This is a genomic window from Agromyces cucurbitae (assembly GCF_058349945.1).
In genome coordinates, this window is record NZ_JBYRES010000001.1 from 258,050 (window position 1) to 284,639 (window position 26,590).

Here is a 26,590-nt window from a genome sequence, read left to right on the forward strand (position 1 = left end):
CATGACCGACCGAGCGCCCGCCCACGAGCTCGCGCGGCTGGGCTCGATCGTCTCGCCGTTGCGGCGCGGCCTGTTGAAGGCCGCGCGGTCGGCCGAGCACCTGCCCGACCTGCCCGACGCGCAGATCGAGGTGCTGCGCGCGCTGCCGCGCGGCGTCGTGCGCGCGCCGGGCGAGCTCGCGACCGAGCTGGGGCTCAGCCGCCCGACGGTCAGCAACCTGCTGAAGGCGATGGAGGCGGCGGGGCTCGTCACGCGCTCGGCCGCGGCCGACGACCGGCGCCGGGTCGAGGTGAGCGCCTCGACCCGCGCGCTCTCGCTGTTCGACCGTTTCGACCGGGCGAGCGAGGCGATCCTCGTCGACGCGCTCGCCGCGCTCGACGATGCCGACCGTGCCGCGCTCGCCGCGGCGCTGCCGGCGCTCGGGCGGTTGCGCGACGTCGTTCAGGATGTCGCGCACGGGGGTCGCTCGTGAACGCGACGGGCGCCGAGTCGTCCCGACTGATGGAGCCCGAGCTCGAGTTCGTCTTCGAGCTGCGCGTCGCGGTCGGCGACGAGCAGCACATCGGCCGAGGTCCCGGCGAAGAGCTCGGCTTCACCCCGATCACCGGCGGCACGGTCTCGGGCCCCGCGCTCGAGGGCGAGGTGCTGCCCGGCGGCGGCGACTGGTGGGTGTGCCGCGGGGCCACGACCCAGCTCGACGCCCGCTACCTGCTGCGCACCGGTGACGGGGCGGTCGTCGACGTCGTGAACCGGGGCTACCATCGCGCCGACGACGGCCTCGTCGCACGGCTCGATGCCGGCGAGCACGTGAGCGAGCAGGAGCTCTACTACCGCACCGCCCCGGTGTTCCAGACCGATGCGCCGGCGTACCGATGGCTCGCCGAACACCAGTTCGTCGGGCTCGCCCGGCCCGAGCCGGGCCACGTGTGCATTCGCGTGTTCGTCGTGCGCTGAGCGATGCCCGCGCGGCCGCGGCTCGGAAGCGTTCAGACCGTGCCGAACGGGTTGTCGATGACGTATCGCCAGCCGTGCCGCTCGTCGTGACGGGCGACGTCGGCGGTGACGCCCCAGAGCGAGACCTCCGAGCCGTCGGGGCCCACGCCCGCGATCGACCACTCCGCCATCACGAGGCCGGTGCCGCCCGTGACGAACGCGTGCTTCGTGCGCATCGTGATCGGGAGGCGCAGTGCGAGGAACTGCTCGAGCGCTGGGCGCACCGCGTCGCCCTCGACCGGCTGGCCGGGGGCGGGCACGAACACCGCGCCGGGTGCGTTGAGGTCGAGCAGGCCGTCGAGGTCCTGCGCGTTGAAGCGCTCGGCGAAGGCGAGGGGCAGCGCGTCGAGGGCGGCGACGGGAATAGACATGGGGACTCCGTTCTTCGAGTAGGTGACCCTGGGAGACGGGTCATCGAGAAAGACGTCGACGAGCGAGAGATGTGACAGATGCCCTCATCCGCCCCGCAGGCGAGCACGCTGCTGGAGCTCATCGCCGATGAGCCCGAGCGGCTCCGCCGTCGCGCGATCAGCCTCGGCGTGCGCCCCGACGACGCCGACGACCTCGCCCAGACCGTGCTGCTGCGCGCCTGGAAGGCGATCGACGGCGTGCGCGACCCGGGTGCGGGCACGGTGTGCGCGTGGGTCGACGCGATCGCGCGCAACACCGCCGTCGACCACCTTCGTGGGCGGCGGCCCGACGACCGGCTCGCCGACGAGGCGCAGGCGATCGCGCCCTCGGCCGACGACCGCATCGAAGCGCGGATCGACCTGCGGGTCACCCTCCGCGCGATCGGCGAGCTGCCCGAGGCGCTTCGGACGCCGCTCGTGCTCTCGGCGCTGGAGGACCGCTCGGGCAGCGAGATCGCCGAACTGCTCGGCATCAGCCCGGCGCTCGTGCGCCAGCGGATCAGGCGGGCGCGTCAGCGCCTCGCCGCCGCGCTCTCGGAGGACCCGGCGGCCGCGTCGGCATGATCGGCACCGCCCGCCAGGTACTCGTCGATCAGCTCCCGCAGCCGCGTCCCGTCGAACGACTCGCCGTGGCCCGGGTGCACGACGCGCACGGCGTTCAGGGTAGCCGGGCGGCCGGCCGGCGCGCCCGGCCGTCAGTCCTCGTCGGCGCGGGCGTCGTAGCGGTCGCGATTCGAGATGATCTCGTCCTGATGCGTCGACGCCCATTCGGCGATCGCCAGCACAGGACCGGCGAGGCTCTTGCCGAGCGGCGTCGAACGGTACTCGACGCGCGGCGGGATCTCGGGGAACATCTCGCGCTCGACGAGTCCGTCGCGCTCGAGCTGCCGGAGCGTGTGCGTGAGCATGCGCGCCGAGATGCCCGGCGTCATCTGCTTGAGCTGACCGAACCGCAGCGGGCCCTCGTGCAGCATGCCGACGAGCATCACGCTCCACTTGTCGCCGATGCGCGACAGCACTGAGCGGAAGATCTCGGACTCCGCGGGGTCGTGCCCGCACATCTCATGCATGTGCGGCTCGTGGATCGTCGCCATCCTGTCTTCGATCGCCATCGAGCGCCCCCTTCCCGCGGTCGCTGCCGCTCGCTCTGAGGTTACCAATGGTTACTTGGATGTGCGTCGGTAACTTCGTGTTTCCCGCGACCTGCTCGGAATACTTACTCATGGTACCTCAGTTACAAGAGGTAACTTAGGAAGGTATTGCAACTATGGTCATCCTCTCGATCGTCACATGGATCCTGTCCGGTCTCCTCGCCGCCGTCATGCTCATGGCCGGCACGATGAAGATCGTCAAGCCGCACGGCGGCAGCCGGCCGATGCCCGTGCTCGACGACTACACCGACGCGCAGGTGCGCTGGATCGGCGTCGCGGAGGTGCTCGGCGCGATCGGCCTCATCGTGCCGCCCCTCGTCGGGATCGCCACGTTCCTCACCCCGATCGCGGCGGTCGGCATCGCGATCATCCAGTTCCTCGCCAGCGTCGCCCACCGCAAGCACGGCGAGAAGTCCGTGGGCAACCTCGTGATGATGGTCGTCGCCCTGGCGATCGCCGCCCTGCGGCTGGTGGGAGCGTGAGCGCCGTGAGCACGACCGCCAGCGCCACTGACTCGGCGAGCACCGGCGGCACCCGAGGTACGGGCGTCATCTGGCTGCTGCTCGGGGCGGCGTTCGTGACGATGCTCAACGAGACGGTGATGGGGGTCGCGATCCCGCACCTCGTCACCGATCTCGGCATCACGCTGCAGACTGCGCAGTGGACGACCACCGCGTTCATGCTGACGATGGCCATCGTCATCCCGACCACGGGGTGGCTGCTGCAGCGCTTCTCGACGCGGCAGGTCTTCGGGGCGGCGATGACCGCCTTCACGATCGGCACCCTGATCGGCGCCCTCGCGCCGACGTTCGGGCTGCTGCTCGTCGCGCGCGTCGTGCAGGCCGTCGGCACCGCGATGATGATGCCGCTCCTGATGACGACCATCATGAACGTGGTGCCCGCGCACGAGCGCGGCCGCTTCATGGGCCGCATCACGATCGTCATGGCCGTCGCCCCAGCGCTCGGGCCCGCCCTGTCGGGGTTCATCCTCGAGTCGCTGAACTGGCACTTCCTGTTCTGGACGATCCTGCCCGTCGCGGTCGGCGTGTTCGCGATCGGCCTCGCGCTGCTGCGCAACGTCGGCGAACGGACCCGCACCCCGCTCGACGCGCTGTCGCTGCCGCTCACCGCGATCGGGTTCGGCGGGCTCGTGTACGGCATCAGCACGATCGGAGGCGACCCCGACGGACCCGTCACGGCCGGAGTGCTCGCCCTGATCGCGGGCGTCGTGTTCCTCGGGCTGTTCGTGTGGCGCCAGCTCGTGCTGCAGCGCACCGACCGGGCCCTGCTCGACCTGCGCACCTTCCGGTCGCGATCGTTCTCGCTCGCGACCGGGCTCATCGTGATCATGATGGCCGCGATGTTCGGCGCGATCATGCTGCTGCCGATCTACCTGCAGAACGTGCTCCACGTCGAAGCCGCCACGACCGGCCTGCTGCTGCTGCCGGGCGGACTCGTCATGGGACTCGTCGCACCGCTCGTCGGGCGCCTGTTCGACCGGTACGGGCCGCGACCGCTCGTCATCCCGGGCGCGATCCTCGCGTCCGCGACGCTCTGGGCGATGACCCTGCTCACCGAGCACACGCCGCCGATCGCCGCAGCCCTGGGGCTCGTCGGGATCGCGCTCGGGGTCTCGTTCATGATGACGCCGCTCATGACCAGCGCGCTCGGGTCGCTGAGCCCGCGCCTGTACTCGCACGGGTCGGCGATCGTGGGCACCGTGCAGCAGGTCGCCGGCGCGATCGGCACGGCGCTGTTCGTGACGATGCTCGCGATCGGCACCGCCCGGGCGGCTTCGGGAGGCGCGGTTCCGGCCGCCGCCGAGGCGCACGGCGTGTCGTTCGCGTTCACGATCGGTGCGGCGATCTCACTGCTCGCCGTGCTCGGGAGCCTCTTCGTCCGCACGCCCGCGCCGGCACGCGTCGACGACCGCGCGCCCGCCGACGACCACGCGTCCGACGTCGCCCTCGGCGCGAAGCAGTGAGCACTCCCGAACCCCTCATCCCCACCAGCACCACTACCGAAGGAGCCCTTCACATGTCCGATATCCGCATCGCCGTCATCGTCGGCAGCACCCGTCCCGGTCGCAAGAGCAAGGACGTCGCCGACTGGGTGATCGCCCAGGCGCGAGGGCGCGACGGCGCCGCCTACGAGCTCGTCGACCTCGCCGACTATCCGCTGCCGCACCTCGACGAGCCGATGCCGGCCGCGTTCGGCCAGTACGCCGGCGAGCACACCAAGGCGTGGGCGGCGAAGATCGCCTCGTACGACGGATTCGTGTTCGTCACTCCCGAGTACAACCACTCAACCTCGGGCGTGCTCAAGAACGCGCTCGACTTCCTCTACGCCGAATGGAACAACAAGGCCGCGGCCTTCGTCGGATACGGGGCCGTCGGTGCGGCCCGCGCGGTCGAGCACCTGCGCGGCATCGCCTCCGAGCTGCAGCTCGCGCACGTCCGCCAGTCGCTCGCGTTCTCGGGCTTCACCGACTTCGAGAACTACACGACGTTCAAGCCCGCCGAGATCCACGAGCAGTTCGCGGCCACCATGTTCGACCAGCTCGAGGCCTGGACCGTCGCGATGCGGTCGGTGCGCCAGTCCGAGGTCGTCGCCGAGGCGGCCTGACCGCCGCCTCGCTCACCCGGCCGGTGCGAGCGCGATCGGCAGCACGACGGCGCCTGGAAGTCCGGCCAGGTAGGCACCCGAGACGAGGAGCTTCGCGTCTCGGGTGCCGCCGCCGACGATGAGCCGTTCGTGCGTCGCGACCGACTCGTCGACGAGAATCGGCCAGCCGCCCGGCAGGCCGACGGGCGTGATGCCGCCGACCTGCATGCCGGTCAGCTCGACCGCGAGGTCCATCGGCGCGAACGACAGCTTGCGGGCGTCGAGGTGCCGGCGCACCGCGCCGTTCACGTCGAGCCGGTCGGCGCCGCGCACGAGGCACGCGGCGTACCAGGTGCGGTCGCCACGGCGGGCCTGCACGACGACGCAGTTGGCGCCGTCGGCCGGCGAGATCTCGTAGTGCTCGCAGAACGCCGCGGTGTCGGCGAGCGTCGCGTCGATCGCGGCGACGAGCACGTCGCGGTCGGGCGCGGCGGCCAGCGCCGCCGCCGTCGGCGGGGCGAGCAGCTCGGGCGAGTCGACGGCGGGTGAGAAGTCGAGGGTTCCGAAGCGCATGGTGGCAAGCGTAGGGGGGGAATGGGTTTCGAGACGCGTCCTCCTTCGTCGGGCGCTCCTCAACCCGCCGACCTTGCGTCTGAGTCGGCGGTTTCGAGACGCGTCCTCCTTCGTCGGGCGCTCCTCAACCCGCCGACCTTGCGTCTGAGTCGGCGGTTTCGAGACGCGTCCTCCTTCGTCGGGCGCTCCTCAACCCGCGGTGGGAGTCGCGACTCGAACTTCCGGTCGATGCCGGGCCCGAGGCATCCGCGTAGCCTCGTACGGGAGGAAACATGGATCTCGAGCCGATGCTGCTGAAGCTCGACCGCATCGCCGGCGGCCGGGCCGCGGGTGTGAAGGTCGCCGACGAGCTCGTCGGGCACCCGCGCACCCGTCGTGCGTTCACGTGGATCACCTGGCTGCTCGCCGTCGAGGTGCTGATCGGCGGTGCGGCGTTCGTCGTCGCGGTCGTGCTGCTCGCCAACGGCACGGTGCTCGCCTTCCCGGTGTGGATGCGCATCCTCGTCGTGCTCGGCATGACGGTGACGCTCTTCTACTTCGCCTGGCGGGCGCAGAAGGGCTATCGCTGGGCGTACTCGCGGCTGCGGCTGTTCAGCAAGATCTTCCCGGTCGTGACGCTCGTCATGGCGGCGATCCCCGGGCTCTTCCCGTTCTGGATGGTGACCGAGCAGATCGTGTTCAGCCTCATCCTCATCGGCATCGCCGACTTCCTCGACAGCGACCACATGCGGCAGGTCTTCCGGAAACCGGACGAGCCGGTCGCACCGGACGCGCCCGCGTCCGCGTAGCGGTCCGGACCGGTCGCACCGGACGCGCCCGCGTCCGCGTAGCGGTCCGGACCGGTCGCGTGCCTCAGAACGGGCGGGCGAGCAGGCGGGATGCCTCGTGCGTGAACTCCGCGATCACGTCGGCGACCGGGCGCGACGAGCGCAGCAGCCCGACGCCCTGACCCGCATCGAACGGCACGAGGTCGTGCTCGCCGGCGGCATTCGCGCGCGAGAACTCGCGCTTGAACGCGGCGAGGCCGGCGCTGCCGCCCAGACCGTCGGTCTCGCGGAGCTCGCGCACGCGGTGCTCCCACTCGTCGACGAAGCCGTTGCGGATCACCCGCTCGGGGAAGCGGTCGGGCCACGGCAGCCCGAGTGCGGCGTCGGCCGCGGTCGTGTTCACGGTGTCGTCGCCCGTCGCGGCGAAGATCACCGGCTTCGCCGACTCGGGCGTGAGCGACTCGGGGCTCGCGATGAACGCGGTGCCGATCCAGGCGGCGTCGGCACCGGCGGCGAGCACGGCCGCAAGGCTGCGACCCGAGCCGATGCCGCCGGCGGCGAGCACCGCGGGTGCGCCTGGGCGACCGACTGCCCCGAGCGCGTCGGCCGCGTCGTCGCCGCCTCGCCGGTCGTCGAGCGCATCGAGCACCGCGTCGAGCAGGGCGAGCGTGCCGAGGCGCGGATCGCCGTGCCCGCCGCCCTCCGAGCCGCGGGCGACGATCACGTCGATCCCGGCGTCGGCCGCGACGAGCGCCTCGGCCGCCGTGTACACCTGCGTCGCGGCGAGCGATCCGGCGTCGTGCACCCGGTCGACCCAGTCGAAGCGGGTCGCGAAGCCGATCGAGACGAGCGCCGGCCGGGCCGCGAGTGCGATGTCGAGCATCGCCGGGTCGCGCTCGAGACCCCAGTGCACCATGCCGATGCCGAAGGGGCGCGCAGCGCCCGCGTCGTCGAACGCGGCGAGCTGCGCCTCGAGCTTGGCCGCCGAGCCCGCGCTGCCCATGCCGATCGTGCCGAGCGCGCCCGCTCGCGAGACCGCGTCGGCGAAGCGCCCGCCCGCGACGCCGCCCATCGGGGCGCTGACGATCGGGGTCGTGAGGCCGAGCGAACGCGACCAGGGGGTCGAGAGCACGGGCGGGGTCTCGAGACGAGCCTTCGTCGCTCGCCCATCGGCGTCGGTCACGGCTGCACCTCCTGTTCGGCGGCCCAGCTCAGGAACGCCGGGTCGGCCGACACGATGCGCGACACCTCTTCGCCGCCGTCGCAGCGGCAGAGGCTCACGATCGCGCCGTCATCGGTGAGCTCGCGGAGCGCCCACGTGCCGCCGAAGCTCTCCCACCGCTCGAGCTCTTCGAGCGGGGTGCCGGCGACCCGGGACGTCGCGCGCGGCGCCGGCTCCGCGGCATCCGGTTCTGAGACATCGGGCAGCGAGGTCGCCGTCGGCGACGTGCGCGTCCAGCCGACGTGCTCGCCGCGGTCGAAGAAGTGGCGGAAGCTGTAGATGAGGGGGTGCCACGCGTGCGGGTCGATGTGCTGCGTTCCCGGCACGTTGAGCTCGGGCAGCGCGTGCACCCGCACGACCTCGACCTCGACCATGAAGTAGCCCGGGTCGACCCCGGGGGTCATGCGGCGCACCTCGCCCTCGAACTGCAGCGGCGCCTCGTGCACGCGCGGCGGTGAGACCAGGTCGGAGGGTTGCGCACTGAACCCCGCGAGCTCGAACTTGCGCGGCTCGAACCGGTACCGGTCGGCCTTGGCGTCGGGCACGGGGTCGCGGCCGGTGACGGCCGAGAGCCGCTCGACGTTGCGCCACTGCGCCGCCGCCGGGAAGTTGACGGTCAGCTGCGGCCGTTCGAGCAGGTTCTGCGCCGACTGCCCGTCGGCCTCGAGCCCGAGCACGAGCATGCGCCCGAGCGCCCAGTGGCTCGACGCCGGCGCGAGATTCGCCGTGCCGTCGGCGTTCTCGGTGACGACGAGGTACACGGGCGTGCCGACGTAGAGCACGGTCGGCTCGATCACGAGGTGGGTGTCGGGCCCGGGCGCATCGGCTCGCGTCATCAGTCGCCTCCCGGCGGTCGGTTCGCGGATGCCTCCACGCTACGCCCGCTCGGGGGCGAGGCGCCCTGTGTGACGCCGACGGCTCAGGCGGCGCCCGCCGCCGCCTCCTCGCGCTTGACGGCCGAGAGCTCGAACTCGAGGGTGATCTTCTCCGAGACGAGCCACCCGCCGGTGTCGAGCGCCACGTTCCATTCGAGGCCGTACTCGCGGCGGTCGATGCGCCGCGTGCCCTCGAACCCGGCCCGCAGCGCCCCGGCGGCGTCGACGTGCGCGCCGGTGAACTCGATCGGGATGGTGATCGGCTTCGTGATGTCGCGGATCGTCAGGTCGCCCGAGACGACGAGCGCGTTGTCGGCCACCTCTTCGATGCGGGTGCTCGTGAAGACGATCTCGGGCCACCGCTCGGCGTCGAAGAAGTCGGCGCTGCGCAGGTGCTCGTCGCGCTGCGCGTTGCGGGTGTCGATGCTGGCGGTCTTGAGCACGATCTCGGCGGTCGAGGCATCGGGGTCGTCGAAGTCGACGTGCAGGCTGCCGGTGACGTCGTTGAAGGCGCCGCGAACGGTCGCCACCATGGCGTGCTTGGCGGAGAAGCCGATGCGGCTGTGGTCCGGGTCGATGTCCCAGTCGCCGCTGAGATCGGGTCCGTTGACGGTCATGATTTTCCCCTGGATCTGTTGCACGAACTCCCACAGTGTCTCATCCGCGGGCTGGGAGACCACCGTCGCGCCCGGGCTCGGCCATCCCGTCGGGGGTCGCAGGGTCACCGCACTGAGTGCTCCGGCGGTGCGGCCGGCACGGTGCCGAGCCCGCTGCGGAACCCGTTGCGCCAGCTCGCGTACCGCGGCTGCCACCCGAGCGCGGCCTTCGCCTTCGCGTTCGACGAGCCGCGCGACGTCGTCATCCACGAGACGCCGAACTCGCCGAGCACGGCGCGCGCGACCCAGGCGGGCACGTGCATCGGCGGCTTCGCGCCGATCGCCCGGGCGAGCTCGGGCAGCCACTCGGCGACCTCGGCGGGCTCGTCGTCGACCACGTTGTAGATGCCGGCGTCGCCGCTGGTGACCGCCGCGACCGTCGCCGCAGCGGCGTCGTCGATGTGGCAGAACGACCAGACCCCCGCCCCGTCGCCGACGACCGGCACCTGGCGCCTGCGCACGGACTCGAGCATCTGGCCGCCCTCGCCGAGCGACTGCCCCGGACCGTAGAAGTTGCCGAAGCGCAGCGCCAGCCCGCCCGCGGCGACCGTCGCCCGCTCGGCATGGGCGATCGCGGCGAGGGTGTTGCGCGCCGCAGGAACCGGGTTCGGGTCGATCGGGTCGGCCTCGGTCTTGACCCGCGAGCCTGCGTGCTCGTTCGTCCAGCCCGTGTAGCTCTGCACGATGATCCGGCTCGTTCCGGCCTCCTGCGCGGCGGCGATGAGCGCGTCGGTGCCGCGCGTGCGCAGCTCGTTCGTGACGGCGAAGGTCTCGTCGAACCGCTTGAAGTCGAACTTGCCGCCGAGCGATGTCAGCTGGTGCACGAGCACGTCGGGCGCGGCGTCGAGCACCGCGCGGCGAACGGACGCCTCGTCGGTGCCGTCCATGATCGCGCCGCTGCCCCCGGCCGCCCGGATGCGCGCGAGCCCGGCCTCGGAGTGCGCAGTGCCCGTGACCTCGTGACCGGCCGTGACGAGCAGGGGCACCAGCCTCGAACCGACGGCTCCCGAACCACCTGCGATGAAGATCCTCATGATGTCGTCCTTTCGCTCTTCACCCCCTCCGACGGGCGACCCCGCCCGGATGTGACAGGTTTCGCGAGAACGCCGTGTGACAGGCTGGGGCGATGGTCGATCTCGTCGTCGAGGCCCCGCGGCTCCGCCCGCTCATGTTCTCGATCGCATACCGCATGCTCGGCAGCGTGACCGAGGCTGAGGACGTCGTGCAGGCCGGCCTCCTGCGCATCCACGAGCGGGTCACGAGCGGCGAGGAGATCGAGCGCCCCGACGCCTTCGCGTCGACCGTCACGACCCGGCTGTCGATCGACGTGCTGCGCTCGGCGCGACGCACGCGCGAGGTCTACGTCGGCCCGTGGCTGCCAGAGCCGCTGCTCGCCGACGACGCCGACCCCGCGCACCGCATCGAGCACGACGAGACGCTCTCGATCGGCGTGCTCACGATGCTCGAGCGGCTCGGACCCGTCGAGCGCGCCGTGTTCGTGCTGCACGAGGCGCTCGGCTATGACTACTCCGAGATCGGCGACATCGTCGGCCGCGACCCGGCGGCGTGCCGGCAGATCATGCATCGCGCCCGGCGGCGTCTGGCCGCCGACGGTGCGCGATTCGAGGTGGATGCCTCGGATGCGGCCCGCCTCGCGGGCGAGTTCCTCGCGGCGTTGCGAGCGGGCGACGTCGACGGCGTCGTCAGGCTGCTCGCACCCGACGTGGTGATGACCGCCGACGGAGGCGGCAAGGCGCCCGCGATCCAGCACCCGATGACGGGCGACGTCGCGGTCGCGAGGTTCCTCGTCGGGCTCATGCGCCGCGGCGACGCGCTCGGGGTGGGCGTCGACGAGACCGTCGCGAACGGGGAGCGCACGTTCGTCTTCCGCGGCCGCGACGGCGCCGTGCTCTCGGTGCTCACGCTGCACGTCGACGGCGGCGAGATCCGTTCGCTCGCGAACCAGCTCAACCCCGACAAGCTCGGGCACCTCGGGCCCGTCGGCGACCTCTTCGTGCTGCTGCGCGACGGTGCTGCTGGGGCCTGACAGGCGGTTCAGCGCATCGAGTCGAGGATGCCCACGAGCTGCTCGAACGTCGTCATCGGGTTGATGATCGCGAAGCGCGTGTTGGGGCGGCCCGCGTGCGAGCTCGGCGTGACGAACGCGCGCTGCTCGTCGAGCAGCTTCGCCGACCACTGCTCGTAGTCGTTCATCGTCCAGCCCTCGCGCTCGAACACGACGATCGAGAGCTGCGGGTCGCGCACGAGCCTCAACTCGGGGCGGTCGCGGATCTCGTCGGCGATGCGCTGCGCGAGCTCGAGCGAGTTCGTGATCGCCGCACGGTAGGCCGCGGCCCCGTAGGTCGCGAGCGAGAACCAGAACGGCAGGCCGCGCGGGCGCCGGGTGAGCTGCACCGCGAAGTCCGACGGGCTCCACTCGGGCTTGCCCGTGAGCGTGTCGAGGTACTCGGCGTGCTGGGTGTGGGCGCGGCGGCCGATCTCGGGGTCGCGGTAGATGAGCGCGCACGCGTCGAACGGGGCGAACAGCCACTTGTGCGGGTCGACGATGACCGAGTCGGCGCGCTCGACGCCGGCGTACCGGGCGCGGGCGACCGGCGAGAGCATGCCGGTCAGGCCGTAGGCGCCGTCGATGTGCAGCCAGAAGTCGAACTCGTCCTTGAGCGCGGCGATCGAGGCGACGTCGTCGACGATGCCGAAGTTCGTCGAACCCGTCGTCGCGATCACGGCGAAGACGTCGTCGCCGTGCTCCTCGAGCGCCGCGCGCACGGCGTCGCCGCGCAGCATCCCGTCGTCGCCGGCGGGAACGAGCACGACGTCGACGTCCATGACCTTCGCCGCCGACTTGTTCGACGAGTGGGCCTCGCTCGAGCAGACGAGCTTCCAGCGGGCGGGCATCGGCTGCCCGGCGGCCGTGCGCTTCTCGCGGGCGAGCTCGCGCGCGGCGACGAGCGCCGAGAGGTTGCCGATCGTGCCGCCCTGCACGAAGACGCCGCCCGCGCTCGCGGGCAGGCCGAACTCGTTCGCGAGCCAGGCGAGCACCTCGTTCTCGGCGTGCACCGCGCCCGAGCCCTCCATCCAGCTGCCGCCGTAGAGGCTCGACGCCGACACGACGAGGTCGAACGCCATCGCGGCCTTCGTGGGGGCGGCGGGAATGAACGAGAGGTACTGCGGGTGGTCGATCGTGATGCACGCGGGCGCGAGCACGTGCTCGAAGATCGAGAGCGCACGGCTCGCGCCGATGCCGCGCTCGTCGATCGTGCGGCCGGCGAGGCGCTTGAGCTCGGACTCGGTCTCGGGCTTGTCGAGCGGGGTGTCGGTCGAGAGCAGGCGACGGCGCGAGTAGTCGAGCACGAGGTCGACGATCGATTCGGTCTCGCCGGTGACGGCGTGCATGCGGGTCGCGTCGGGCGCCGGGGATGCCGCGGGGACGCCCCGACCGGGTGCGGTGGCGGTGGCGTCGGCGGGGAATTCGGATGCGGTGCCCATGTCTGTCCTCTCGAATGGCAGAGCAAGTCTCACCCCTGATGGGGGTTCACGCAACTTCTTCGCACGGATTACGATCAAGGCGCAATGAATGATTGTCCTGTGTGATTCTGTGCAAACTCCGTGCGTCCATGTGGAAGCGGTGGACGACGATTCCCAGCGGGCGCGTCGGCGGCATGGCGCACACTGGAGAGGTGACCGCAGACGCCGTGCTCGACTGGCGCGCGCCGCACCCGACCGACCTGCACCAGACCGTCGGTGCGCTGCGCCGCGGCCCCGGCGACCCGAGCTTCGTCGTGACGCCCGACCGCGCCGTCTGGCGCACGACCCGGATGCCCGCGGGCGTCGCCACGATGCGGCTCTCGCAGCGCGGACCCGACGAGTTCCGGTGCGAGGCCTGGGGACCCGGAGCGGCCGAGGCCGCGGCATCCGCACCCGACCTGCTCGGCGCACGCGACGAGACGACGACCTTCGAGCCGCTGCTGCCGCGCCTCGCCGACGCGCACCGTCGAAACCCCGGCATGCGCGTGGCGCGCAGCGGGCGCGTGTTCGAGACCCTCGTGCCCGCCGTGCTCGAGCAGAAGGTCATCACGTTGCAGGCGCACGACTCGTGGCGTGCCCTGCTGTGGCGCTTCGGCGAGCCTGCGCCGGGGCCCGTGCCGCGCACGATGCGGGTCGCGCCGTCGGCCGAGGGGTGGCGGCGCATCCCGAGCTGGGAGTGGCATCGTTCCGGCGTCGACCCGAAGCGCTCGCGCACGATCGTGTCGCTCGCGCCGTACGCGGCGCGCATCGACGAGGCCGCGACCATGTCGGCCGCCGACGCGTTCGCGCGGCTCACCCACTTCACCGGCGTCGGCGCATGGACGGCCGCCGAGGTCGCCCAGCGCGCGCTCGGCGATGCCGACGCCGTGTCGGTGGGCGACTACCACCTCGCGAACTTCGTCGGCCACGCGCTTGAGGGCCGCGACATGACCGACGACGAGATGCTCGTGGCGCTCGAGCCCTGGGCCGGGCAGCGCTACCGGGTCATCCGGTTGCTCGGGGCCTCGGGTGCCCGCGGCAAGCCGCGCCGGGGGCCGCGCATGGAGTTCGTCGACCACCGCGGGCGCTGAGGCGGCGGTCGGCCGCCTCGCGCGCGCCGCTCGGCCGTACCGGGCTCGCCTCTCGCGCGCTGATCTCGTTCCGGGGGTGCTTTTGCGACATCCGCGCGGCGTGTCGGCGGCCCAGGTGTCGGAGAAGCACCCCCGTAACGGCAGGCCGCGCGGGCCCGGCGGCACGGGCGGCGCGACTAGGCGCCGAGCACTGGGTCGAGGGCGGGGTGCAGGTGGCGGGTCGTGAGCACGGATGCCGCGTGGCGGGCGCCCGCCGCGAGCGCCTCGGGCAGCTCGGCTCCGTCGAGGGTCGCGTCGAGCACGCCCGACATGAACGCGTCGCCCGCGCCGTTCGTGTCGAGCACCTCGACGGGCACCGCTTCGACGCGGTGCTCGCGCCCGGTCGCATCGAGGCCGACCGCGCCGTCGGCGCCGAGCGTGCACACGGCGATCGAGGCGCCGCCGTCGATGAGCGACCGCAGGAACGGCAGCGGGTCGCCGATGCCGTCGGCGTTCATGAACACGGCGTCGGCGGCGTCGATGAACGGGCGGTGGAACTCGGCCCGGCCGTCGTAGTCGTGGATGTCGGTCCAGATCGGGCGCCCGGTCGCCCGGGCCGCGGGGATGAGCCGGCCGGCCTCGGGCGCGAGGTCGAGCACGATGGCCGCGGCATCCGCCATCGCCCGGGCCACGGAGGCCTCGGTCGCACGCTGCGACTCCGCCGACGCCTCGCCGGGGGAGGAGAGGTAGAGCGACACGCGCTCGCCGGCGGGCGTCATGAGGTTGAGGTGGCGCTCGGTCGCTTCGGTGGCCCCGACGATGAGGTCGACTCCGGCGGCGCGCAGCGCATCGGCCACGCGAGTGCCGTCGGCGTCGTCGCCGATGAGCGTGTAGAACGCGGGCCGGCGGCCGAGGCCGGCGAGTCCGAGCGCCTTGCCGGCCGAGGTGCCGCCGACGGTCTCGTGCTCGGCGAGGGCGAACTGCATGTGCGGCACCGGTTCGGGCAGGCGGTCGAGCAGCACGATGCGATTCCACGACGCGGGGCCGGCGATGAAAACGTTTGCAGTCATCCGCCCATCCTGTCGGACGGGGCGCCCGTGGCGCGAGCCGATCGCCGGAGCTCACCGTTCCGGGGGTGCTTCTCCGACACTTCGGCGCCGGACACGCCGTTCGGATGTCGGGAATGCACCCCCGAAACGGGATGCGGCGCGGGTCAGGCCAGGAGGTCGCCTTCGGCGGGTTCGGCGGGTTCGGCGGGTTCGGCGGGCCGCGCGCCGGCGTCGGCCCGCTGCCACTCGACGAGGGGCTGCAGCAGCTCCATGAGCTGGAGCGCCCGCGTGCTCGGCGTGTACTGGATGGTGACGGGCGTGGTCGGGCGCACGTGCCGCTCGACCAGCCCGTCGGCCTCGAGCTCGCGCAGCCGGGCGGCGAGCACCCGGTCGGAGATGCCGTGCACGGTGTCGCGGTACTCGCTGAAGCGTCGGGCGCCGCGCACGCCGGCGAGCAGGATCGCGGCGTTCCACTTGCGGCCCGCGAACTCGATCGCGCCCGTGAACCGCCGGCACGCCTCGTCGTCGATGTGGCCGAGCTCGCGCAGGCGTGCCGAGCGGCGTGCGCCGATCTCGTCGGCGGCCTCGGGCCGGTCGGGTACCGAGCGGGAATACTCCATGCCCGCGCCTCCTTCACTAACTTCGAGTAAGTAGCTTACCCGCGGAATGCGCGGGCCGCGGCATCCGGGAAGGATGAACACATGCACTACGGACGCGAACTGCAGTTCGGCACCTTCGTCACGCCCGTCAACGACCCGCCCCAGCAGGCCGTGCGGCTCGCCGAGCTGAGCGAGACGCTCGGCTACGACCTCGTGACCTTCCAGGACCACCCCTACCAGCCGGCGTTCCACGACACGTGGACGCTCATGAGCTGGGTCGCGGCGCGCACGAGCCGCATCAGGGTCGCGGGCAACGTGCTCAACGTACCGCTGCAGCGCGAGCCCGCCGTGCTCGCCCGCGCGTCGGCGAGCCTCGACCTGCTGAGCGGCGGTCGCTTCGAGCTCGCGCTCGGGGCCGGCGGATTCTGGGACGCGATCGCGGCGATCGGCGGCCGCCGCCTCACGCCCGGCCAGGCGGTCGACGCGCTCGACGAGGCGATCCGCATCATCCGCGGCACGTGGGACGCGGGCAACCGCGAGCGGTTCAGCGTGCCGGGCGAGTACTACCACGTCGACGGTGCGAAGCGCGGGCCGGCGCCGGCGCACGACATCCCGATCTGGATCGGCGCGCTGAAGCCGCGCATGCTGCGCCTCATCGGCCGCGCGGGCGACGGCTGGCTGCCCTCGCTCGCCTACCTGCAGCCGGGCGACTACGCCGAGGGCGCGGCCCGCATCGACGAGGCGGCGCTGAAGGCCGGACGCAATCCGGCCGAGATCCGCCGGCTCATCAACGTGGCCGGCCGGTTCACGAACGGCACCGGGGGAGACGTCAGGAGCCGCGGCGGCGCGATCGAGGGCACGCCGGCCGACTGGGTCGAGCAGCTGCTGCCCTTCGTCGTCGAGGACGGGGCCGACACGTTCATCCTCGCGGGCGACGACCCGACGGGCATGCAGCGCTTCATCGAGGAGGTCGCGCCAGCCCTGCGGGAGGCGGTCGAGCAGGAACTCGGGCCGGATGCCTCGGCCGGGGTGATCCGCTCGACCGCGTCGCTCGCGAAGCGCCGGAAGGGCATCGACTACGACGCCGTGCCCGCCTCGCTCGCGGCATCCGCGATCGAACCGGGCGACGCGAAGTTCGCCCGCGTGCGCTCGACGTACCTGCGCGGCGGCGACCCGGGCCTCGTGCTGCAGCCGACCTCGACCGCCGAGGTCGTCGACGCCGTCGCGTTCGCGCGCGCGAACCGCGACGTGCCGCTCGGCATCCGCAGCGCCGGGCACGGCATCAGCGGCCGGTCGACGAACGACGGCGGCATCGTCATCGACCTCTCGCGTATGCGCGCGATCGACGTGCTCGACGAGGCATCCAGGCTCGTGCGCATCGAACCGGGCGCCCGCTGGAAGGACGTCGCGGCCGCGCTCGAGCCGCACGGCTGGGCGCTGAGCTCGGGCGACTACGGCGGCGTCGGCGTCGGCGGGCTCGCGACCGCGGGCGGCATCGGCTGGCTCGTGCGCGAGCACGGCCTCACGATCGACCACCTGCGCGCGGTCGAGCTCGTGCTCGCCGACGGCAGCGTCGTGCGGGCGAGCGCCGACGAGCGGCCCGACCTGTTCTGGGCGGTGCGCGGCGCGGGGGCGAACGTCGGCATCGCGACGGCGTTCGAGTTCGAGGCCGACGAGGTCGGCACGGTCGCGTTCGCGCAGCTCACGTTCGACGCGAGTGACGTCGAGTCGTTCCTCGTCGCGTGGAGCGACTGGGTCGTCGACGCGCCGCGCGACCTCACGAGCTTCCTGCTCGTGCAGCCCGGCTCGTCGAACGGCGCCGGCGGGGCTCGCCCGCCGATCGCGCACGTCATGGCGGTCGTCGACTCCGACGACGCCGACACGGTGCTCGCGCGACTGCAGCCGATCGCCGACGCCGCCCCGCTCGTCGGGCAGGACGTGCGCCTCACGAGCTACCGCGCGATCATCTCGAACGCGAGCGACGGCAGCCACAGCGCCGAGGGCGAGCCGCTCTCGCGCACGGGGCTCACCGGGCGCTTCACGCCCGAGTTCGCCCGCGATGTCGCGCGCTTCCTCGAGACCGGCGCGAGCTACTTCTTCCAGGTGCGGGCCGCGGGCGGTGCGGTGCACGACGTGCCGGCGGATGCCACGGCCTACGCCCACCGCGACGCGGAGTTCTCGGTGGTCGCGATGGGGACCCGCGCTCGCCGCACGTCGGAGACGTGGGACGCGCTGCTCGCCCCGCACATGACGGGCGCCTACCTGAGCTTCGAGACCGAGGTCGGCCCCGCCCAGGTCGCCGCCGCGTTCCCGCCCGCGACGCTCGAACGGCTGCGCCGCATCAAGGTCGAGGTCGACCCGGGCAACCTGTTCCGCGACAACGCGAGCGTCGCGGTCGAGGTCGGGGTGTAGCGCTACTCGTCCTTGCTGCCGAACCTCGGCGGGTTGTCGACGGCCGGCCGCTCGGCCACGACCGGGAACGCACCCGTGTGCCCCTCGCGCTCGAGCGCCGCCTCGGCGATGCGCTTGCGGAACGCGAACCACCCGATGATGAGCAGCGGGATGAGCGCGAGGCTGCAGACGAGCACCCATCGCCCGGTCGGCGAGAACGCCATCGTGACGAGCACGAACGCGAGGAACGCGAGCGTGAGGTAGCCCGTCCACGGTGCGCCCCACAGACGGAACGACGGTCGCTCGATGCGCCCCTGCTTCGCCCACGAGGCGAGCTTCATCTGGCAGAGGATGATCGTCGCCCAACCGCCGATGATGCCGATCGCGGCGACCTCGAGCACGATCTCGAACGCCTCCGACGGCACGACCGCGTTGAGTCCGACGCCGAACAGGGTGATGACCGCGGTGAGCAGGATGCCGCCGTACGGCACGCCGCTCTTGCTCATGCGCTCGGTGAAGCGGGGCGCCGATCCGTTGACGGCCATCGACCGCAGGATGCGGCCCGTCGAGTAGAGGCCGGCGTTGAGCGACGAGAGCGCCGCGGTCAGCACGACGAAGTTCATCACCGACGCCGAGATCGCGCCCGCCTCGGGCGACCCGATGTGCGAGAAGAACGTCACGAACGGCGACTCGTCGGCCTCGTAGACGAAGTAGGGCAGCAGCAGCGACAGCAGCAGGATCGAACCGAGGTAGAACACCGCGATGCGCATGACGACGGTGTTGACGGCCTTCGGCATCACCTTGCGCGGCTCGGCGGTCTCGCCGGCGGCCGTGCCGACGAGCTCGATCGCCGCGTACGCGAAGACGACGCCCGAGATCGCGAGGATGGGCGCGATCGCGCCGTTCGGGAACCAGCCGCCGTTGTCGGAGATCACGCTGAACCCCGTCGGGCCGACGTCGGTCTGCCCGATGAACACGATGAAGACGACGCCGATGATGAGGAACGCGATGAGCGCTGCGACCTTGATGAGCGCGAACCAGAACTCCATCTCGCCGAACATCTTCACCGAGACGAGGTTCAGCGACAGCACCACGACGAGCGCGACGAGGGCGATCACCCACTGCGGGATCGCCTCGAGCGCCGGGAAGTACTGGCCCCAGAACTTCACGTACAGCGCCGCCGCCGTGACATCCACGATCGAGGTGAACGCCCAGTTCAGGAAGTAGAGCCAGCCCGCCGTGTAGGCCATCTTCTCACCGTAGAACTCGCGCGCATACGAGACGAACGAGCCCGACGAGGGCCGGTGCAGCACCAGCTCGCCGAGCGCGCGCAGGATCAGGAACGCGAAGAACCCGCACACCGCGTACACGATCAACAGCGACGGTCCCGAGCTGTTGAGCCGCCCGCCGGCGCCCATGAAGAGGCCTGTGCCGATCGCGCCGCCGATCGCGATCATCTGGATCTGTCTGGGCTTGAGGCTCTTGTGGTAGCCGTGCTCCTCGTTCGAGAAGTCCTGCACGGCGAGCATCTCGTCGCCGATGCGCTCCCGGTAGTTCTCGAAGTCGTCGGCCGGGTCGTGGTCGGGAATGTGATCCGGTGTCTGCTGGGTCGTCATCGCGGTTCCCCCTCCGTCGAGACGGTCGCGATCGATGCCGGGACGGCATCGTCACGGTCGGCTGGCTCACACGATACGCGCGGGGCGGGCGGGTGCGCGAGGGTTTCGCGGGGCGCGGCGCTGCGCAAGGCGCGCTTCTCGGGGGCGGATGCCGCGGGGCCGGCGTCAGCCGCGTTCGAGCCGAGCGCCTCAGGCCGCGTGGCGTGCGCGCGACGTCGGCGCCGGCACGAACGTGAACCGTGCACGAGGCTGCGCGTGCCGACGGGCTCGAACGCGCTGCGAACGCGGCGGCAGGGCGGCCGTCGCCGCGACGAGCTCGCCGTCGAACTCGTCGGCGATGCGCGACTCGGAGTTCGGACGCAGGTGGTTGCCGCCGCGCGGGCAGGCGCACGCCAGGCGGGTCTCCTCGCCGAGCGGTCCGAACACGAACTCGAGGTGGTGGGCCATGGCGCTTCCCCTTCCTGACGGCAGAACTGGTGGCTCTACCCGAAGAGATGCACCGCGGCGCCGATCATGACGCGGGTTCGCGGACACGATCGCTCGGCGACTGGGCGCGTCGCGCCCGTGTTGACGACGGACGTGCGCAGGGGTAGACATGCCGCAGACGCTGCTGATCGTCGGCTTCGGCCGGGAGGAGGGCGGAGGGATGACCGACGAGGACGAACGCCCGCCGATGCGGGAGATGCGGTCGTCGGAGTGCTGGGAGCGCATCGAACAGGCGCCCTACGGCCGGGTCGGCACCTACGCCGGGGGTGAGATGGACCTGTTCCCCGTGAACCACGGCGTCGATCGGCACAGCATCGTGTTCCGCACCGCGCCCGGCACCAAGCTGCTCGCGCTGACGGTCGAGCGCGACGTCCTGTTCGAGGTCGACGGCGTCGAGGGCGGTGAAGCGTTCAGCGTGGTCGTGAAGGGGCGCGCCGGCCGTCTGGAGCAGCCGCGCGAGATCGAGGCCGCCGAACGTCTCGGCATCACGACGTGGGCGCCGGGGCGGAAGGACCGCTGGGTGCGGATCAGCCCCCGTGACATCCAGGGGCGGGCCTTCGTGCTGCCGCCCGAGGCCGCGCCCGAGAGTCGCTGAACCTCGCCGGCCGGGCGGTGCGCCTCAGCCCTCCGCACCCCTGACCTCGAGACTGATCTGCTCCGCGTCGAGGCCCTCGAGCGCGGCACCGAGGGCCGCGGCGCTGAACCGCCCCTCGTCGCGCGCGTCGAGCAGGGCGTCGCGCTCGGCGTTGATCATGCGCAGGCGCAGGCGGCGCACCTGCTCGGGGTCGATGCGACGGGCGGATGCCTCGTGCGAGTCGCCGACCTCCGCGGCATCCTGTTCGGTGACAGCCGTCGACTCGGTCGCCGAGTCGCCGTCGCCCGCGGCATCCGCCCCGCCCGCGTCGTCGGACCGGCCCGAACCCTCGTCGACCGAGAGCTGCCAGGCCGACCGCATCTTCTCGGCGACCGCGGCGAGGGCGGGGTCGCCCGACTGCGCGAGCTCGGTCATCGCCGCCTCGCGGAGCACGCCGGCGAGCTCGCGCCGCTCGGCCGCGTCGGCCCCGGTGTCGCGGGCCGGCACGAGCCATCGCACGAGCCAGGGCAGCGTGCCGCCCTGCACGAGCAGCGAACCGACGGCGACGGCGAACGCGATGAGCACGAGCAGCGACCGGCTCGGGGTCTCGTGCGGCAGGGTCTGGGCGGCCGCGACGGTCACGACGCCACGCATGCCGGCCCAGACGACGATCGCGCCCTCGCGCCAGCCGAGCCGTTCATCGAGGTAGTAGTCGATGTCGGCGACCCGTCGACGGAAGATCGCGCGGAACCGCGCGGCCTGCGCGGGCGTCGGTTCGGGTCCGCGGCGGCGGCGCGCCTCGAGCTCGGCGCGGTGCCGTTCGATCTCGGGCAGCGTGGCCGTGCCGCCGTGCGCGCGGTCTTCGAGCACCGACTTGATCGTCGCAGCCCGTTTCGCCCGCCGCGCGAGTCCGCCGAACAGCGAGGCGACGTAGACGGCCCTGATCAGCACGGTCGCCACGAGCGCGATCGCCGCGATCCCGACGGCGTGCCAGGCGCCTGCGTGCGAGGTCTCGACGTCGTCGACGATCGCGGTCAGCTCGAGCCCCATCACGAGGAAGACGGCACCCTCGAGCACGAGCTCGACGGTGCGCCAGTTCTGCGTGTCCGAGAGCCGGTGCTGCGGGCTCAGGAACCGCGCCGCGCCGCGCCCCGTCACGATGCCGGCGACCACGGCCGCGACGAGTCCGGAGGCGCCGAGCTGCTCGGCCGGGATCGATGCGATGAACGGCATCGTGAACGAGATGACCGTGTTCACGGTGGGGTTCGAGACCCGCGACCGCAGCCGCAGGTTGACCCAGCCCACGGCGGCGCCGATGATCACGGCGACGACGACGGCGTAGACGAACGATCCGAAGACCGACCAGAGCGACACCGACGCGGCGATGCCCGCGATCGCGGCGCGCAGCAGCACGAGCGCCGAGGCGTCGTTGAGCAGGCTCTCGCCTTCGAGCAGTGCGGTGACGCGCGGCGAGACGCCGAGGCGCTTCACGATCGAGGTCGCGACGGCGTCGGTCGGGCTCACGATCGCGCCGAGGGCGATGCCGGCCGCGATGCCGAGACCGGGGATCAGCCAGGCGAAGAGCAGGCCGAGCAGCACCGACGTGATGACGACGAGCACGACCGACAGGCCGCCGATCGTGGAGAAGTCGCGGCGGAACTCCATGGTCGGCATCGACACCGCCGCCGAATAGAGCAGCGGCGGCAGCACGCCCGCGAGGATCCACTCTGGGTCGATCTCGAACGCCGGCACGACGGGCAGCAGCCCGACGGCGAGGCCCAGCAGGGTGAGCAGCAGCGGGGCGGCGACGCCGAGCTTCGGCCCGAAGGCGGTGGCGGCGGCGATGGCGAGCAGGGCGAGCACTCCGGCCAGCAGCAGGTCCATTCGCCCATTCTGGCCCGTTCGCGGGTTGAGGAGGAGCGGAGCGGCGTCTCGGAACCCGGCGATGTCGCCAGCATGTGGTGTGCTGTCGGCATGGGTTTCGACGCGACGTTCCTGGGGGTGCCGGCGCCGATGCCGCGGGTCGCGGGGGCTGCTGCAGCCGGGTGCGTCGAGCTCGACTACGTGCACTTCGCCGTCGTGCTCGACTCGGTGCGGCGCCTCGCACGAGTCACCGGCGTCAACGTCGACGGTGCGGCGCTCATCGACCTCGATCGCGGTGGCGACGAGTGGCGATTCGACGACCGGGTGCCGCTCGACTGGCAGGCCGGTCCCGCGATCTACGCCGACAACGACTTCGACCGCGGGCACCTCGTGCGACGGCGCGACCCGGTCTGGGGCGAACGTGCCGTCGCCGCGCGGGCGAACGCCGACACCTTCCACTACACGAACGCGGCGCCGCAGGCGGCGGGGTTCAACCAGTCGAAAGAGCTGTGGCTCGGCCTCGAAGACCACGTGCTCGCCTACGCCGCGGCGACGGCGCAGCGGCTGAGCGTATTCACGGCGCCCGTGCTCGCACCGGGCGACCCCGAGTACCGGGGCATCCGGGTGCCGCTGCGGTTCTGGAAGGTCGTCGCGTGGAACACCGGTGGCGGGCTCGCCTCGACCGCGTTCGTCGTCGACCAGGCGCCGCTCGTCGACACGACCGAGGCGCGCCCTGTGGTCGGCGGCGCGCCGCCGCTCGGTCCGTTCCGCACCTTCCAGGTCCCGGTTGCGGATGTCGCGGCGCTGACCGGTCTCGAGATGCCCGAGCTCGTCGCGGCCGACGTGCTGCCCGCGACGGCGATCGCCGCCGGCTGGCGCCGCATCGAGGCGCTCGACGAGGTGCTGCTCGGAGCGGGTTGAGGCGGAGCGCAGCGACGTCTCGAAACCTACGCTCACGCGAGGCCGGGCTTCGAGACGGTCGCCGGCGTTCCCTCCTCGACCCGCGGAGGCTCGTGCCACGATGGAGTCATGGATGCGGCGAGCGGCTCCATCACGACCGACGTGCTCATCGTCGGCGCGGGCCCGAGCGGGCTCATGCTCGCCGTGTGCCTCGCGAGGCTCGGCGTCGACGCCGTGATCATCGACGGCAAGGACGGCCCCACCCGCGAGTCGCGCGCCCTCGGCGTGCAGGCGCGTTCGATGGAGCTCTACGACCAGCTCGGCCTCGTCGACCGCGTGCTCGCCGAGCGGGCGCCGGCCGCGGCGATCGCGCCGGGCGCAGGGCGTCGGTCGTTCGGCACGATCGAGTTCCGCGGTTTGGGCGACGGCATCACGCCGTACCCCGACATCACCGTGTTCGAGCAGAGTCGCAACGAGCGTCTGCTCGTCGACGCGCTCACGGAGGCGGGCCGCGAGGTGCTCTGGGGTCATCGGCTCGAACGGCTCGAGGTCGAGCGCGGCGCCGGCGCCGCGGCATCCACCGTGGTCGCCGAACTGGCCGCGCCGGGCGGTGACGGCCGCACCGTGCGTGCCCGGTACTGCGTGGGCGCCGACGGCTCGCACTCGCGCGTGCGCGAGACGCTCGGCATCGCCTTCGAGGGCGTCACGAACGCCTACACGTACTACATCGCCGACGCGGCCGACGTGACCGGGCTCGTCGGCGACGCGATCAACCTGCGGTTCACGACCGAGCACTTCGTGCTCGCGTTCCCGATGGGCGGCGGCCGCATGCGACTGCTGGGCATCGTGCGCGACGCCGACCTCGACGCCGACGGCACCCTGCACGAGGAGCGCGTGCGAGAGCTCGTCGGGCGAGAATTCGGCGTCGCCTACTCGGAGAGCTCGTGGTTCACGACGTACCGCGTGCATCATCGGCTCGCCGCGCGCTTCCGCGAGGGTCCGTGCTTCGTCGTCGGCGACGCGGCGCACATCCACTCGCCGGTCGGCGCGCAGGGCATGAACACCGGTCTGCAAGAGGCGCACAACCTCGCGTGCGCGCTCGCCGACGTCATCGTCGGCGGCATGCCCGACGCTCGTCTCGACCGTTACGAGGCCGAACGGCGACCGGTCGGGCGCACGCTCGTCGCGACCACCGACCGGCTCTTCGGCGAGATCACCTCGGAGTCGGGGTTCGCGCGGTTCCTGCGCGGCCGCGCGCTGCCGGTGCTCGGCCCGGTCGGGGTGCGGCTCATGCCGCTCGTGGTCGGCCCGCGCGTGTTCGGCTACCTCTCGCAGACGCGCATCAGGTATCCGGTGGCGGATGCCTCGGGCGTGCGCCGATCGCGGCACGAGCGCCGCCACGGAACCGTCGTCGGCGTGCGCCTCCCGTGGACGGGCGACAATCACGAGGTGCTGCGATCGATGCAGTGGCAGGTGCACGGCTACGGTGTGCCCGAGCGGGTCGTGCTGCGCATCGCCCGCGAGCTCGGCATCGCGGAGGCGCACGTGTTTCCGAGCGATCGCGGTGCGCGGGGCCGGCCGCGGCTGCGGCACGACCGGGTCTACCTCGTGCGCCGCGACGGCTTCGTGATGGCCGAGGTGCGCGCGCCGGGCGTCGGGGCCGACCTCGATGCGGCGCGGGCGGTCCTCGCCGGTTGACGGCGCGAGTGTGCGGAAACGCACACCCCGTGTGCGGGATCGGGGCTTGCTGCCCGCATCGATGCACGGTGAGAATCGCCTGCATCGCGACCCCCGATCGCGGGCCACACTACAAGGAGGTAGTCCATATGGCTGTCGACGCTTCGACGCCCAGCACGTCCCCGAATCCCCCCGGCTCGCCCGTGCGTACCGGTCTGCGCAAGGTCGTCGCCGCCTCGATGGCCGGCACGATCGTCGAGTGGTACGAGTTCTTCCTCTACGCCACCGCGGCGACGCTCGTCTTCAACGTCATCTTCTTCCCGCCGAGCGACAACCCGCTCGACAACATCATCAAGGCCTTCCTGACGTACGCCGTCGGCTTCATCGCCCGCCCGCTCGGCGGCATCGTGTTCGGCCACTTCGGCGACAAGTACGGTCGCAAGAAGCTGCTGCAGCTCGCGATCATCCTGGTCGGCGTCACGACGTTCCTGATGGGCTGCCTGCCGACGTTCGACCAGATCGGCTACGCGGCCCCGATCCTGCTCATCGTGCTGCGCTTCTTCCAGGGCTTCGCCGTCGGCGGCGAATGGGGCGGCGCCGTGCTGCTCGTGGCCGAGCACTCGCCCGACAAGCAGCGCGGCTTCTGGGCGAGCTGGCCGCAGGCCGCGGTGCCCGCGGGCAACCTGCTCGCGACGATCGTGCTGCTCGTGCTCTCGCGCACCCTCACCGAGGAGCAGTTCCTCAGCTGGGGCTGGCGCGTGGGCTTCTGGCTGTCGGTCGTGATCGTCGCGGTCGGGTACTACATCCGCACCAAGGTCACGGATGCCCCGATCTTCGTCGAGGCGCAGGCCGAGGCCGAGGCGGCGAAGAAGTCGGGCTACGGCGTCGTCGAGGTGCTGAAGCGCTACCCCCGCGGCGTCTTCACGGCGATGGGCCTGCGGTTCGGCGAGAACATCATGTACTACCTCGTCGTGACGTTCTCGATCACGTACATGTCGGCGCACCTGCAGATGGACACGTCGACGATCCTCACGCTCATCCTGTTCGCGCACGTCGTGCACTTCTGCGTGATCCCCGTCGTCGGCCGCTTCAGCGACAAGCTCGGCCGCAAGCCGGTCTACGCCGCCGGTGCGGCACTCGGTGCGGTGTGGGGCTTCGTCGCCTTCCCGATGTTCGACACGAAGAACGACTGGCTGATCGTCGGCATCCTCATCATCGGCCTCGTGATCCACGCACTCATGTACGCGAGCCAGCCGGCCATCATGGCCGAGATGTTCCCGACGCGCATGCGCTACTCGGGCGTCTCGCTCGGCTACCAGGTCACCTCGATCATCGCGGGCTCGCTCGCCCCCATCATCGCGACGATGCTGCTCTCGAGCTTCGGGTCGTGGGTGCCGGTCGCGATCTACCTCGCGCTCGCCGCGGGCGTGACGCTCATCGCGGTCGCCGCGATGCGCGAGACGAACGGCATCTCACTGCGGTCGATCGACGAGGCCGACCGCGAGCGCGTCGCGGCCGAGACGGGCGCGGTGAAGGCCTCGGCGTAGGCCGGGCGCGGACGCACCGGCTGCATTCGCCGGTGGCTGCCC

General features: G+C 72.0%; 27 protein-coding genes. 14 read left to right on the forward strand and 13 right to left on the reverse strand.

The features are described 5' to 3' along the window. Position 1 precedes the first annotated feature (1 nt). A complete protein-coding gene (locus AC3RJ6_RS01300) occupies positions 2 to 472 on the forward strand; it encodes a MarR family winged helix-turn-helix transcriptional regulator (RefSeq protein ID WP_491425046.1) in 471 nt (156 codons plus the stop codon). After that, positions 469 to 954 (forward strand): DUF3237 domain-containing protein, encoded by a 486-nt coding sequence (locus AC3RJ6_RS01305; protein ID WP_491425047.1) that lies wholly within the window; start codon positions 469 to 471, stop codon positions 952 to 954. The genes AC3RJ6_RS01300 and AC3RJ6_RS01305 overlap by 4 nt, the downstream gene beginning before the upstream one ends. Positions 955 to 986: 32 nt before the next feature. Here AC3RJ6_RS01305 and AC3RJ6_RS01310 read toward each other — a convergent pair whose 3' ends face one another. Then, the gene (locus tag AC3RJ6_RS01310) at positions 987 to 1,364 is read right to left on the reverse strand and encodes a YybH family protein (protein WP_491425048.1); all 378 of its coding nucleotides are present in this window, start codon (positions 1,362 to 1,364) and stop codon (positions 987 to 989) included. A 78-nt stretch (positions 1,365 to 1,442) separates the two neighbouring features. Here AC3RJ6_RS01310 and AC3RJ6_RS01315 point away from each other — a divergent pair, with 78 nt between their 5' ends. Continuing rightward, positions 1,443 to 1,967 (forward strand): RNA polymerase sigma factor, encoded by a 525-nt coding sequence (locus AC3RJ6_RS01315; protein WP_491425049.1) that lies wholly within the window; start codon positions 1,443 to 1,445, stop codon positions 1,965 to 1,967. A 131-nt stretch (positions 1,968 to 2,098) separates the two neighbouring features. On the opposite strand, the gene AC3RJ6_RS01320 is transcribed toward AC3RJ6_RS01315, so the two are convergent. Continuing rightward, complete coding sequence (locus AC3RJ6_RS01320) at positions 2,099 to 2,515, reverse strand: winged helix-turn-helix transcriptional regulator (protein ID WP_491425050.1); 417 nt, start codon at positions 2,513 to 2,515, stop codon at positions 2,099 to 2,101. A 155-nt stretch (positions 2,516 to 2,670) separates the two neighbouring features. Here AC3RJ6_RS01320 and AC3RJ6_RS01325 point away from each other — a divergent pair, with 155 nt between their 5' ends. From AC3RJ6_RS01325 to AC3RJ6_RS01335, 3 genes are read left to right on the forward strand one after another with little or no spacing between them, the layout of a single operon-like run. Then, positions 2,671 to 3,036, forward strand: a complete 366-nt coding sequence (locus AC3RJ6_RS01325) for a DoxX family protein (protein ID WP_491425051.1) — start codon at positions 2,671 to 2,673, stop codon at positions 3,034 to 3,036. 5 nt (positions 3,037 to 3,041) lie between these two features. Next, complete coding sequence (locus AC3RJ6_RS01330; RefSeq protein ID WP_491425052.1) at positions 3,042 to 4,538, forward strand: MDR family MFS transporter; 1,497 nt, start codon at positions 3,042 to 3,044, stop codon at positions 4,536 to 4,538. Positions 4,539 to 4,591: 53 nt separating this feature from the next. Then, on the forward strand, positions 4,592 to 5,179 hold the full coding sequence (locus tag AC3RJ6_RS01335; RefSeq protein ID WP_491425053.1) for an NADPH-dependent FMN reductase: 588 nt from the start codon (positions 4,592 to 4,594) through the stop codon (positions 5,177 to 5,179). 12 nt (positions 5,180 to 5,191) lie between these two features. Here AC3RJ6_RS01335 and AC3RJ6_RS01340 read toward each other — a convergent pair whose 3' ends face one another. Continuing rightward, on the reverse strand, positions 5,192 to 5,731 hold the full coding sequence (locus tag AC3RJ6_RS01340; RefSeq protein WP_491425054.1) for a YbaK/EbsC family protein: 540 nt from the start codon (positions 5,729 to 5,731) through the stop codon (positions 5,192 to 5,194). 272 nt (positions 5,732 to 6,003) lie between these two features. Here AC3RJ6_RS01340 and AC3RJ6_RS01345 point away from each other — a divergent pair, with 272 nt between their 5' ends. Continuing rightward, positions 6,004 to 6,519, forward strand: a complete 516-nt coding sequence (locus tag AC3RJ6_RS01345; protein WP_491425055.1) for a hypothetical protein — start codon at positions 6,004 to 6,006, stop codon at positions 6,517 to 6,519. Between the two features lie 64 nt (positions 6,520 to 6,583). Here AC3RJ6_RS01345 and AC3RJ6_RS01350 read toward each other — a convergent pair whose 3' ends face one another. The 4 genes from AC3RJ6_RS01350 to AC3RJ6_RS01365 all read right to left on the reverse strand — a co-directional run bounded on the left by AC3RJ6_RS01350 (position 6,584) and on the right by AC3RJ6_RS01365 (position 10,285). Continuing rightward, a complete protein-coding gene (locus AC3RJ6_RS01350; RefSeq protein WP_491425056.1) occupies positions 6,584 to 7,681 on the reverse strand; it encodes an NAD(P)H-dependent flavin oxidoreductase in 1,098 nt (365 codons plus the stop codon). Beyond that, the gene (locus AC3RJ6_RS01355; RefSeq protein WP_491425057.1) at positions 7,678 to 8,556 is read right to left on the reverse strand and encodes a flavin reductase family protein; all 879 of its coding nucleotides are present in this window, start codon (positions 8,554 to 8,556) and stop codon (positions 7,678 to 7,680) included. The genes AC3RJ6_RS01350 and AC3RJ6_RS01355 overlap by 4 nt, the downstream gene beginning before the upstream one ends. Positions 8,557 to 8,639: 83 nt before the next feature. Beyond that, the gene (locus AC3RJ6_RS01360; protein WP_491425058.1) at positions 8,640 to 9,212 is read right to left on the reverse strand and encodes a YceI family protein; all 573 of its coding nucleotides are present in this window, start codon (positions 9,210 to 9,212) and stop codon (positions 8,640 to 8,642) included. A 104-nt stretch (positions 9,213 to 9,316) separates the two neighbouring features. Next, entirely contained in the window at positions 9,317 to 10,285 is a 969-nt protein-coding gene (locus tag AC3RJ6_RS01365) for an NAD-dependent epimerase/dehydratase family protein (RefSeq protein WP_491425059.1), read from the reverse strand. A 92-nt stretch (positions 10,286 to 10,377) separates the two neighbouring features. Between AC3RJ6_RS01365 and sigJ the strand changes: the two genes are divergently transcribed. After that, positions 10,378 to 11,298, forward strand: a complete 921-nt coding sequence (gene sigJ, locus AC3RJ6_RS01370) for an RNA polymerase sigma factor SigJ (RefSeq protein ID WP_491425060.1) — start codon at positions 10,378 to 10,380, stop codon at positions 11,296 to 11,298. Between the two features lie 8 nt (positions 11,299 to 11,306). On the opposite strand, the gene AC3RJ6_RS01375 is transcribed toward sigJ, so the two are convergent. Beyond that, a complete protein-coding gene (locus tag AC3RJ6_RS01375) occupies positions 11,307 to 12,665 on the reverse strand; it encodes a pyridoxal phosphate-dependent decarboxylase family protein (RefSeq protein WP_491426204.1) in 1,359 nt (452 codons plus the stop codon). A gap of 284 nt (positions 12,666 to 12,949) precedes the next feature. On the opposite strand from AC3RJ6_RS01375, the gene AC3RJ6_RS01380 reads away from it, so the two are divergent. Beyond that, positions 12,950 to 13,867: a DNA-3-methyladenine glycosylase family protein gene (locus AC3RJ6_RS01380; RefSeq protein WP_491425061.1), complete on the forward strand. Its 918-nt coding sequence runs from the start codon at positions 12,950 to 12,952 to the stop codon at positions 13,865 to 13,867. 176 nt (positions 13,868 to 14,043) lie between these two features. Here AC3RJ6_RS01380 and AC3RJ6_RS01385 read toward each other — a convergent pair whose 3' ends face one another. Both AC3RJ6_RS01385 and AC3RJ6_RS01390 read right to left on the reverse strand, forming a co-directional pair. Beyond that, positions 14,044 to 14,916: a carbohydrate kinase family protein gene (locus tag AC3RJ6_RS01385; RefSeq protein ID WP_491425062.1), complete on the reverse strand. Its 873-nt coding sequence runs from the start codon at positions 14,914 to 14,916 to the stop codon at positions 14,044 to 14,046. Between the two features lie 143 nt (positions 14,917 to 15,059). Next, positions 15,060 to 15,515, reverse strand: a complete 456-nt coding sequence (locus tag AC3RJ6_RS01390) for a winged helix-turn-helix transcriptional regulator (RefSeq protein ID WP_491425063.1) — start codon at positions 15,513 to 15,515, stop codon at positions 15,060 to 15,062. Positions 15,516 to 15,596: 81 nt separating this feature from the next. Between AC3RJ6_RS01390 and AC3RJ6_RS01395 the strand changes: the two genes are divergently transcribed. Beyond that, complete coding sequence (locus tag AC3RJ6_RS01395) at positions 15,597 to 17,906, forward strand: LLM class flavin-dependent oxidoreductase (RefSeq protein ID WP_491425064.1); 2,310 nt, start codon at positions 15,597 to 15,599, stop codon at positions 17,904 to 17,906. Between the two features lie 2 nt (positions 17,907 to 17,908). On the opposite strand, the gene AC3RJ6_RS01400 is transcribed toward AC3RJ6_RS01395, so the two are convergent. Together AC3RJ6_RS01400 and AC3RJ6_RS01405 are read right to left on the reverse strand one after the other, a co-directional pair. Next, on the reverse strand, positions 17,909 to 19,501 hold the full coding sequence (locus tag AC3RJ6_RS01400) for an amino acid permease (protein ID WP_491425065.1): 1,593 nt from the start codon (positions 19,499 to 19,501) through the stop codon (positions 17,909 to 17,911). Between the two features lie 189 nt (positions 19,502 to 19,690). Next, complete coding sequence (locus AC3RJ6_RS01405) at positions 19,691 to 19,948, reverse strand: hypothetical protein (protein WP_491425066.1); 258 nt, start codon at positions 19,946 to 19,948, stop codon at positions 19,691 to 19,693. Positions 19,949 to 20,096: 148 nt separating this feature from the next. Between AC3RJ6_RS01405 and AC3RJ6_RS01410 the strand changes: the two genes are divergently transcribed. After that, complete coding sequence (locus AC3RJ6_RS01410; protein ID WP_491425068.1) at positions 20,097 to 20,582, forward strand: pyridoxamine 5'-phosphate oxidase family protein; 486 nt, start codon at positions 20,097 to 20,099, stop codon at positions 20,580 to 20,582. 24 nt (positions 20,583 to 20,606) lie between these two features. On the opposite strand, the gene AC3RJ6_RS01415 is transcribed toward AC3RJ6_RS01410, so the two are convergent. Next, positions 20,607 to 22,445 carry a cation:proton antiporter gene (locus AC3RJ6_RS01415; RefSeq protein ID WP_491425069.1) on the reverse strand — a complete coding sequence of 613 codons (1,839 nt, stop codon included), beginning with the start codon at positions 22,443 to 22,445 and terminating at the stop codon, positions 20,607 to 20,609. A 90-nt stretch (positions 22,446 to 22,535) separates the two neighbouring features. Between AC3RJ6_RS01415 and AC3RJ6_RS01420 the strand changes: the two genes are divergently transcribed. The 3 genes from AC3RJ6_RS01420 (at position 22,536) to AC3RJ6_RS01430 (ending at position 26,548) form a co-directional block, all read left to right on the forward strand. Then, positions 22,536 to 23,345, forward strand: coding sequence for a DNA/RNA non-specific endonuclease (locus tag AC3RJ6_RS01420; protein ID WP_491425070.1), 810 nt, complete (start codon positions 22,536 to 22,538; stop codon positions 23,343 to 23,345). 108 nt (positions 23,346 to 23,453) lie between these two features. Then, positions 23,454 to 25,022, forward strand: coding sequence for an FAD-dependent monooxygenase (locus tag AC3RJ6_RS01425; RefSeq protein WP_491425071.1), 1,569 nt, complete (start codon positions 23,454 to 23,456; stop codon positions 25,020 to 25,022). A gap of 128 nt (positions 25,023 to 25,150) precedes the next feature. Continuing rightward, positions 25,151 to 26,548, forward strand: coding sequence for an MFS transporter (locus AC3RJ6_RS01430; RefSeq protein WP_491425072.1), 1,398 nt, complete (start codon positions 25,151 to 25,153; stop codon positions 26,546 to 26,548). Positions 26,549 to 26,590 lie beyond the last annotated feature (42 nt).